Source organism: Flavobacterium sp. (assembly GCF_040402955.1).
GTDB lineage: Bacteria > Bacteroidota > Bacteroidia > Flavobacteriales > Flavobacteriaceae > Flavobacterium.
The window spans coordinates 1-7,867 of record NZ_JBBALQ010000037.1 but is presented as its reverse complement, the minus strand read 5'-3'; the positions used below and the strand labels follow the sequence as shown (position 1 = coordinate 7,867).

Sequence of the window (7,867 nt, the reverse complement as noted above, 5' to 3'; positions counted from 1 at the left end):
AAAAAAACCTCTTAGAAACTAAGAGGTTTTAAATAAATAAAAAATATTTATTATTTGTTTACTGATCCATCTAAGTCAGCACCTGCTTTGAATTTTACTACATTTTTAGCAGCAATTTTGATAGTTTTTCCAGTTTGAGGATTTCTTCCATCTCTAGCCGCTCTTTTAGAGATTGACCAAGATCCGAAACCTACTAAAGAAACTCTTCCACCTTTTTGTAATGTACCTTCTACACTTCCTAAAAATGATTCTAAAGATAATTTAGCTGCTGCTTTAGTGATTCCTGCTGCTGCTGCCATTGCATCGATTAATTCTGATTTGTTCATAATTGATAATTTTAAATTGATTATACATAATTTTGTTATACAAATTTAAAAGTATCATTAAACTACACAAGCATTTACAACTATTTTTGTTAAAAATGTTAATAAATTGGTTCAAATGTTAATAAAGTGTCTTTTTTGGGACTAATTTTTGTTTGAAATCTTACGCAACACGGGCATCCGCACCAATTGAAGTACCGTTTAATAGCTCGTGAATTAGCATTTTCTTTTTACCTGGAAATTGTAAACTAGCAATTTGTATAAAACCATTAGCTACTGCAATTTTCATTTCCTTTTTTCCAGAAATAATTTGACCTATAGTATAAGTATGTACTTCTTCTATAAAAGTAGTGTCATATATTTTAACATTCCACTCATTTTCTCCATCTTTAATATATGTCCAAGCGGCAGGATAAGGACACAAACCTCTAATTTGATTGTAAATTTGTTTTCCTGGTTTCGACCAATCAATTTTACAATTGTCTTTATTTAGTTTATACGCCGTTTTTAATTCGGTATTTTCGGCTTGAATGGTGGTTTCTACTTTTCCGTTTTGTATTAAATGCAACGTCTCCATTAAAGTATCGCAACCTAAATGCATTAATTTGTCGTGTAATTGACCTACATTTTCATTTTGGTCAATCGCAATTTTATGATTTAAAATCATAGCACCCGTATCAATTTTGTCATCTATAAAAAAAGTGGTTACACCTGTTTCTGTTTCGCCATTAATAATTGCCCAATTTATAGGAGCCGCACCTCTATAATTAGGCAACAAAGAAGCGTGCAGATTAAATGTTCCGTATTTTGGCATTTTCCAAACCACTTCTGGAAGCATTCTAAACGCTACTACGATTTGTAAATTGGCAGTATAGCTGGCTAATTCTTCTAAAAATTCTTCGCTTTTTAAATTGGTAGGTTGTAAAATAGGAATGTTTTTTTCTATTGCATAGGTTTTTACCGCACTAACTGAAACTTTCTGTCCACGTCCTGCAGGTTTGTCTGGCGCCGTAATAACAGCAGCTATTTCAAACTCACTTTTATATAGTGTATCAAGAATACCAACTGCAAAGTCGGGTGTTCCCATAAATATGATTTTTAATTTATCCATTATAGTATTCGTTAAGAAAATGTATTACTTACTTAATTTGGTATTGATTATTTGCATTTAAAAAAACAACATCATTTTCAAGTAAGTTTTGTAAGGCAAAGATAATTTCTTCTGATGAAAAATGAAGTACGTTTTCTATTTCATTTGAAGAAAGTGCACCTTTATATAATAGATTCTGAATTTGTTCTAAAACAGATTTTGGTTCCGATTTGTTTTGTGAGTTACAATACGAACAAATGCCACAGGTTTTAGGATTCTCTTCTCCAAAATACTTGGAAATTAAAACAGATTTACAAGTAGTTTTATCTGTAACAAAATGAAGCATTTGTTTGTGTTGCTCTATTTTAATCTGATTTTGATTTTCTAAAAGTTTAACCACACGATTAATGGTATAACTGTCTTCGCGTGGTTCGTTATACAGAATAGAAATGTCATTGCTTTGCAGTTTCAATTCAATTAGTTCTTGTGCTTGTAGTTTGTTTAAAACGGCAATTACTTGTTCCTCGGTTTTACCCGATTTAGTAGCTATAAGTGCTGTGTTTATACTCGTAACTTGTTCAAAAATACCGGTGTAATTTCGTAAAATGGTTTCTATAATTAAAGCTTCTTTAGTATTTAAACTGCAATATCTAATGACTTCTCGACTTTCAATAATAAATTGCAAATTGGCTTTATTACTAATTAAATTATTTAGTGTAATAATGCCTTGTCGGTCTAAAAATTGCAAACAAGCATACGTTTTAGTAACAGGTAAATTAAATTTTGCACAAAACAAATTTAAATTTAAGTAAAAAACCTCTTGAAACCCTTCGCCATAAGCTATTTGAAACTGATTGTTTAAGTTTTTATACACCAAATGTAGAAATTCTTTATTGGGTAAATTGCCAGTAAACAGTTGTAATACATTTTCCGATTGTACTTCTTGAGTAAGCAATAAAGCATAGGATTTTTCTCCATTTCTACCAGCTCTACCAGCTTCTTGATAGTAATTTTCAATATTATCTGGAAGTTGCAAATGCACTACTGTCTTTACATTCGGTTTGTCAATTCCCATTCCAAAGGCGTTTGTGGCGACTATAATTTTGGCTTTTTCGTCTAACCAAAGTTGCATGTTTTTATCTTTTTCTTTAGCCGATAATCCACCGTGATAATAGGTTGCAGTAAAACCAAAATCTGTAAGTATTTTGCTGATTTCAATACAAGATTTTCTGTTTTTTACATATACGATTGAGGGTTCCGGATTTTTTAAGAAAATATGTTTCAGTTTTCCAAGTTGGTCATCAGTTTTTATAATATGATATCCTAAATTCTCTCGTGAAAAAGAATTCTTAAAAACAACTGGATTTTTTAATTGTAAAAGCGAACAAATATCTTCTTGAACTCTTGGTGTAGCTGTTGCAGTTAACGCAATAAACGGCACTGAAAAGTAGTCTTTTAACGCTGATATTTTTAAATAAGCAGGTCTAAAATCGTGTCCCCATTGGCTAATACAATGTGCTTCGTCAATCGCAACTAAATTAATATTAAGGTTTTTAATTCGTTCTAAAACCCAATCTTGTTGTAAACGTTCTGGCGATAGATATAGAAATTTATAATCGCCAAACACACAATTATCCAGTAAATTATTGGTTTCCTCAAAAGAAATGCCGCCCGTTAAGGCAATGGCTTTAATGTTTTTATTTTTTAAATTTTCAACCTGATCTTTCATTAAGGCAAAAAGTGGCGAAATGACCAAACAAATTCCGGGTTTAAGTAAGGCAGGGATTTGAAAACAAATAGATTTTCCACCTCCAGTTGGTAACAAGGCAAACGTATCTTTACCGAGCAAAACGGTAGTGATAATTTCTTCTTGTGTGGGTCTAAAAGCTGTATGTTTCCAGTGCACTTTTAATACATCTAACGGTTGATTCATTAGATTGAATTAGGATTTTAAATGATTGATGATAAATTGAAATCGCTCTTCTACAGACGTTTTTGGTACTTCGTGTAAATCATACCCATATTTTGTATACGTGTCTACCAAATACTTATGAATTTTTGACGCTTCTTCATAACTTTCATAACGTTCGGCATCGCTGGTGTAAATTTCTTCCCAAGGTGGTAATAAAAAAACTTTGTCGTATTTATAGGTTTCGCAAGCGGCTATAAATTCATCAGGGTAGGTGTCACCTACAAAATCCATATACGCCACCACATCAGGAATACCTCTATCAATAAAAACAAGTTTTTCTTCGTTTACAGCGTTTTGATATTGTTTAATTCTTCCTTCTAAAAGGCGTTCGCTAAACAACATCGGATTTTCCAAAAATAAATAATCAACACCTTCTTCTCGGGCTTTTAAAGTTACTTCTCTTGAAATTTCTGGATAACAAATGTGTCCTTCGGCTTCTAAGTGATTAATTAAGGTGGTTTTTCCAGAACTTGGTCCACCAATTAGGAGTATAATTTTCTTATTCATTTTACGGCTTTAAAAATCAAATGTACTATCATTTTTTTTATTTTGAAAATCTTAATTATTTAAATTTTCAAATCAAACATTATAAATGTATATTTGTTGTTTTATATATTAAATTAAAATGAATAAAGAAACCGAAGATTTTTACATTAGACTGAAATCGGAATTAGAAGAATCAACCACCTGGCCTGCCTTGTATTTATACAAATTTATTGTACCAACTAATGCTACAAATGTGAATACAGTAGAAAATGCCTTTAATAATATGGGTGCCGTTATAAAAACACACGCTTCTAAAACAGGAAAATATACCAGTATTTCAATTCATGTTACGATGCAAAACGCAGATAAAGTAATTGAAAAATACCAAGAATTAGCAACTATAGAAGGAATTATTTCATTATAAATATGGCTTACAACAACGAAGAATCAATTAATTATTTAGAATATAATTCGCAACGGGAACATTTAATTATTCCTGAATACGGAAGATATGTGCAAAATTTAATTAACCAAATTACTGCTATCGAAGATAGAGAAAGACGCAACAAAGGTGCCCGCTATGTAATTTCGGTATTGGGAAATTTGAATCCACATTTACGTGACGTGCCAGATTTTCAGCACAAACTTTGGGATCAATTATTTATTATGTCTGATTTTAAATTAGATATCGATTCGCCCTATCCAATTCCTACAAGAGAAGTAGTGCAATTGAAACCAGACCGCTTGGCCTATCCACAAAATTTTCCAAAATACAGATTTTATGGCAACAATATCAAATATATGATAGATGTGGCGCGTAAATGGGAAGAAGGCGAGTTAAAAAACGCTTTAATTATAGTGATTGCCAATCATATGAAAAAATGCTTTTTAAGCTGGAATAAAGATACCGTAACGGACGAAGTTATTTTTAATCATTTATTAGAATTATCTAATGGCGAATTAAACTTAACATCAATGAAAGAAGAACTTTCTACCTCGCAAAATTTAATGAAGGTAAACAAAAAACAGTCGAATAAAACCCAGTTTTTTACTAAGAATGAAACGGCTACTTCAAATAGAAATCCGAATAGACCGCCAGCAAATCAAAACAGACCGCAACAAAATACCAATAGAAATCAGAATGCACCAACAAATTCAAAACCGAATTCGCCAGATAATACAAAAGCCAATTTAAACAATCCAAATTATAAAGGCGCAAAAAATTTTAAACCAAAAAACAACCCTAATAACACGATATAAATGGGAACATTCAAAATTGAAGGCGGAAAGCCCTTAAAAGGAGATGTGCAACCACAAGGTGCAAAAAACGAAGCGTTACAGGTTTTATGTCCTGTATTATTAACTTCAGAAAAAGTTAGAGTTACTAATATTCCGGATATTATTGATGTAAACAAACTAATTACTTTATTAGGTAACTTAGGCGTTAAAATTCAGAAAAACGGACCTGGTGATTACACGTTTCAGGCTGACGAAGTAAATGTTAGCTATTTAGAAACGGAAGCATTCAAAAAAGAAGGTGGAAGTTTACGTGGCTCTATTATGATTGTAGGACCTTTATTGGCTCGTTTTGGAAAAGGATTTATACCAAAACCAGGTGGAGACAAAATTGGAAGACGTCGTTTAGATACCCATTTTGAAGGTTTTATCAATTTAGGTGCAAAATTTAGATACAATAGAGAAGACCATTTTTATGGTGTAGAAAACGAAGGCCGATTAAAAGGCGCGTATATGTTATTAGACGAAGCATCTGTTACAGGAACGGCTAATATTGTAATGGCTGCTGTTTTAGCCGAAGGTACTACTACAATTTACAACGCCGCTTGCGAACCGTATTTGCAGCAGTTATGTAAAATGTTAAACTCAATGGGAGCGAAGATTACAGGTATTGGTTCTAATTTATTAACTATTGAAGGTGTAGAATCTTTAGGTGGTTGTGAGCATAGAATTTTACCAGATATGATTGAAATTGGTTCTTGGATTGGCTTAGCGGCTATGACAAAAAGTGAAATTACAATTAAAGATGTAAGTTGGGATAACTTAGGACAAATTCCGAATGTATTTAGAAAACTTGGAATTACGTTAGAACAAAAAGGAGACGACATTTATATTCCTGCTCATAAAGACGGATACGAAATTAAAACCGATATTGACGGGTCTATTTTAACGGTTTCGGATGCGCCTTGGCCAGGATTTACACCAGATTTACTAAGTATTATTTTAGTAGTTGCTACACAAGCAAAAGGAGACGTGTTAATTCATCAAAAAATGTTTGAAAGCCGTTTGTTCTTCGTGGATAAATTAATTGATATGGGTGCGAAAATTATGTTATGCGACCCACACAGAGCCGTGGTTATGGGACATAATTTCGAATCGCAATTGAAAGCTACTGTGATGTCTTCTCCAGATATTAGAGCCGGTATTTCGTTATTAATTGCAGCACTTTCTGCAAAAGGAACAAGTACCATCCAAAATATCGAACAAATTGATAGAGGATACGAAAGAATAGACGAACGATTACGAGCACTCGGTGCAAATATTGTAAGAGTATAAATTAAAAAAGCGACAGTGATGTCGCTTTTTTTTATTGTTTATTATTCTTGTATTCGATTTTTAATATCCATTTTTTCGTGCAAAATACGCACAACTTCCATTTCAGTATTTTCAACTCGTTTGTAAAAAACTAAATGTGATTTTACTTTTGGAATTTTTATTTTAATTCGTTTAGATTTTCTTCTCGTTTAAAATTTCGAATTTTCGCGCTTTTTTCTCCCATTTCTAAAGCTTCAATAAGCGTGTTAGTTTGCTTATCCCCACTGCTTGTGCGAGCGTTTTTAAGCATCTCACTTATGATAAACATGTGTGACTTTTCTTCGTAGTTATTTCTGCTTTCCGTTCCTGTTTTTTCGTGTTCAACTTCTATAAGTTGATCGAAAGTACTTATGTTTTTATATGCTTTCATTTAAAATGTTTTTTATTTTCAATTAGCAAAGTTTCCTAACTTTTAAATAGGGTTTTGTTCGGGTTTTGTTCGGAGTTTGTTCGGAGTTTGTTCGGAGTTTGTTCGGAGTCGCTTCGGTAAAAACACCTATTTACCGAACAAGTACCGAAGGAATACCGAAGAAATGTATGTTTAATGTATGATTTTTTGCTATAAGAAATTAAGAATTATAAGTACTAAACCAACTTTAAAGTTTGCCAAAAACCCCAAATGTCGTATAACTGCTATTGGTGGTAGTTTTTATTTCAAGTTTCTTATTCTATTTTCTTTAACAATCTATAATAAATTACGTTTCCGTTTCCTTTACCGTCATCTAAACTCATTATTAAATTTCCTTTTTTTAAAAATTCGTTTACGTCAATCGCAAATAAATTTACACCCCAAAGCTCTTGATAATCTTTAATTTCTTTATTATCAATAGTTAAAAATTGTCCGTCTAATTTATAATTTGGCGTTATATCAAATGGTAAAACTTTAAAAACTTCTTCTAACTCTTTAGATGTATATTCATAATCCTTATCAGACATCATTGAATATACTTTACCATTTTCAAAAAACGCAAACCATTGATGTTTTTGAGGCCAAGGATTTACTTGATTTAATTTTTCCTCATTAGGAATTTCGACTTTTTTCCAATAACCTATTAATTCACTCAATTTTGGTGGTCCGCCTGCTTCTGATTTATTGTCTTGTGCAAAAAGTGAAATTGAAAACAAGGTCAATAAAATTAGTAGTATCTTTTTCATTTTTAAGTTATAATATTTTTTATCGTTCAGTTTTTTCGGTCGCAAAATTACCTACAACGTGTCGCCGCTTCACGAAGTTGCGGATTTTCAACACTTTTGATTACAAATATAAACAAAATTTAGTTTCAAAAATTACCAATTCTGATAAATCCCAAGCCCCGCAATTTCGTGAAACGGCTGTTATCCTTATTTTGTTTACGCCAGTTCCATTTTGCACTTAAAGTGTTGTAT

At 31.9% G+C, this 7,867-nt stretch carries 9 protein-coding genes; 3 read left to right on the top strand and 6 right to left on the bottom strand.

Annotated elements, in window-relative coordinates:
• Positions 1–50: 50 nt before the first annotated feature.
• From ABWP78_RS09645 to ABWP78_RS09630, 4 genes are all read right to left on the bottom strand, one after another.
• Positions 51–326, bottom strand: coding sequence for an HU family DNA-binding protein (locus tag ABWP78_RS09645; protein WP_353171009.1), 276 nt, complete (start codon positions 324–326; stop codon positions 51–53).
• A 160-nt stretch (positions 327–486) separates the two neighbouring features.
• Complete coding sequence (fmt, locus tag ABWP78_RS09640; protein ID WP_353171007.1) at positions 487–1,434, bottom strand: methionyl-tRNA formyltransferase; 948 nt, start codon at positions 1,432–1,434, stop codon at positions 487–489.
• A 28-nt stretch (positions 1,435–1,462) separates the two neighbouring features.
• The gene (locus ABWP78_RS09635) at positions 1,463–3,346 is read right to left on the bottom strand and encodes a RecQ family ATP-dependent DNA helicase (protein ID WP_353171005.1); all 1,884 of its coding nucleotides are present in this window, start codon (positions 3,344–3,346) and stop codon (positions 1,463–1,465) included.
• Positions 3,347–3,355: 9 nt separating this feature from the next.
• Positions 3,356–3,892: an AAA family ATPase gene (locus ABWP78_RS09630; protein ID WP_353171002.1), complete on the bottom strand. Its 537-nt coding sequence runs from the start codon at positions 3,890–3,892 to the stop codon at positions 3,356–3,358.
• Between the two features lie 118 nt (positions 3,893–4,010).
• On the opposite strand from ABWP78_RS09630, the gene ABWP78_RS09625 reads away from it, so the two are divergent.
• Genes ABWP78_RS09625 through murA form a run of 3 tightly spaced genes read left to right on the top strand, consistent with a single transcriptional unit; the run spans position 4,011 to position 6,442 of the window.
• A complete protein-coding gene (locus tag ABWP78_RS09625; RefSeq protein WP_353171000.1) occupies positions 4,011–4,295 on the top strand; it encodes a DUF493 family protein in 285 nt (94 codons plus the stop codon).
• A 2-nt stretch (positions 4,296–4,297) separates the two neighbouring features.
• Positions 4,298–5,131: a DUF4290 domain-containing protein gene (locus ABWP78_RS09620; protein WP_353170997.1), complete on the top strand. Its 834-nt coding sequence runs from the start codon at positions 4,298–4,300 to the stop codon at positions 5,129–5,131.
• On the top strand, positions 5,132–6,442 hold the full coding sequence (gene murA / locus ABWP78_RS09615) for a UDP-N-acetylglucosamine 1-carboxyvinyltransferase (RefSeq protein ID WP_353170995.1): 1,311 nt from the start codon (positions 5,132–5,134) through the stop codon (positions 6,440–6,442). It abuts the gene before it with no gap.
• A 157-nt stretch (positions 6,443–6,599) separates the two neighbouring features.
• Here the strand turns inward: murA and ABWP78_RS09610 are convergent, their stop codons facing one another.
• Positions 6,600–6,851: a hypothetical protein gene (locus ABWP78_RS09610; protein WP_353170992.1), complete on the bottom strand. Its 252-nt coding sequence runs from the start codon at positions 6,849–6,851 to the stop codon at positions 6,600–6,602.
• A gap of 293 nt (positions 6,852–7,144) precedes the next feature.
• On the bottom strand, positions 7,145–7,636 hold the full coding sequence (locus ABWP78_RS09605) for a hypothetical protein (RefSeq protein ID WP_353170989.1): 492 nt from the start codon (positions 7,634–7,636) through the stop codon (positions 7,145–7,147).
• Between the last annotated feature and the right edge of the window lie 231 nt (positions 7,637–7,867).

Bases quoted from the DNA above. Each gene is read 5' to 3' on its own strand.
- ABWP78_RS09645 (WP_353171009.1), bottom strand. From the start codon at position 326: ATGAACAAATCAGAATTAATCGATGCAATGGCAGCAGCAGCAGGAATC.
- fmt (WP_353171007.1), bottom strand. From the start codon at position 1,434: ATGGATAAATTAAAAATCATATTTATGGGAACACCCGACTTTGCAGTT.
- ABWP78_RS09635 (WP_353171005.1), bottom strand. From the start codon at position 3,346: ATGAATCAACCGTTAGATGTATTAAAAGTGCACTGGAAACATACAGCT.
- ABWP78_RS09630 (WP_353171002.1), bottom strand. From the start codon at position 3,892: ATGAATAAGAAAATTATACTCCTAATTGGTGGACCAAGTTCTGGAAAA.
- ABWP78_RS09625 (WP_353171000.1), top strand. From the start codon at position 4,011: ATGAATAAAGAAACCGAAGATTTTTACATTAGACTGAAATCGGAATTA.
- ABWP78_RS09620 (WP_353170997.1), top strand. From the start codon at position 4,298: ATGGCTTACAACAACGAAGAATCAATTAATTATTTAGAATATAATTCG.
- murA (WP_353170995.1), top strand. From the start codon at position 5,132: ATGGGAACATTCAAAATTGAAGGCGGAAAGCCCTTAAAAGGAGATGTG.
- ABWP78_RS09610 (WP_353170992.1), bottom strand. From the start codon at position 6,851: ATGAAAGCATATAAAAACATAAGTACTTTCGATCAACTTATAGAAGTT.
- ABWP78_RS09605 (WP_353170989.1), bottom strand. From the start codon at position 7,636: ATGAAAAAGATACTACTAATTTTATTGACCTTGTTTTCAATTTCACTT.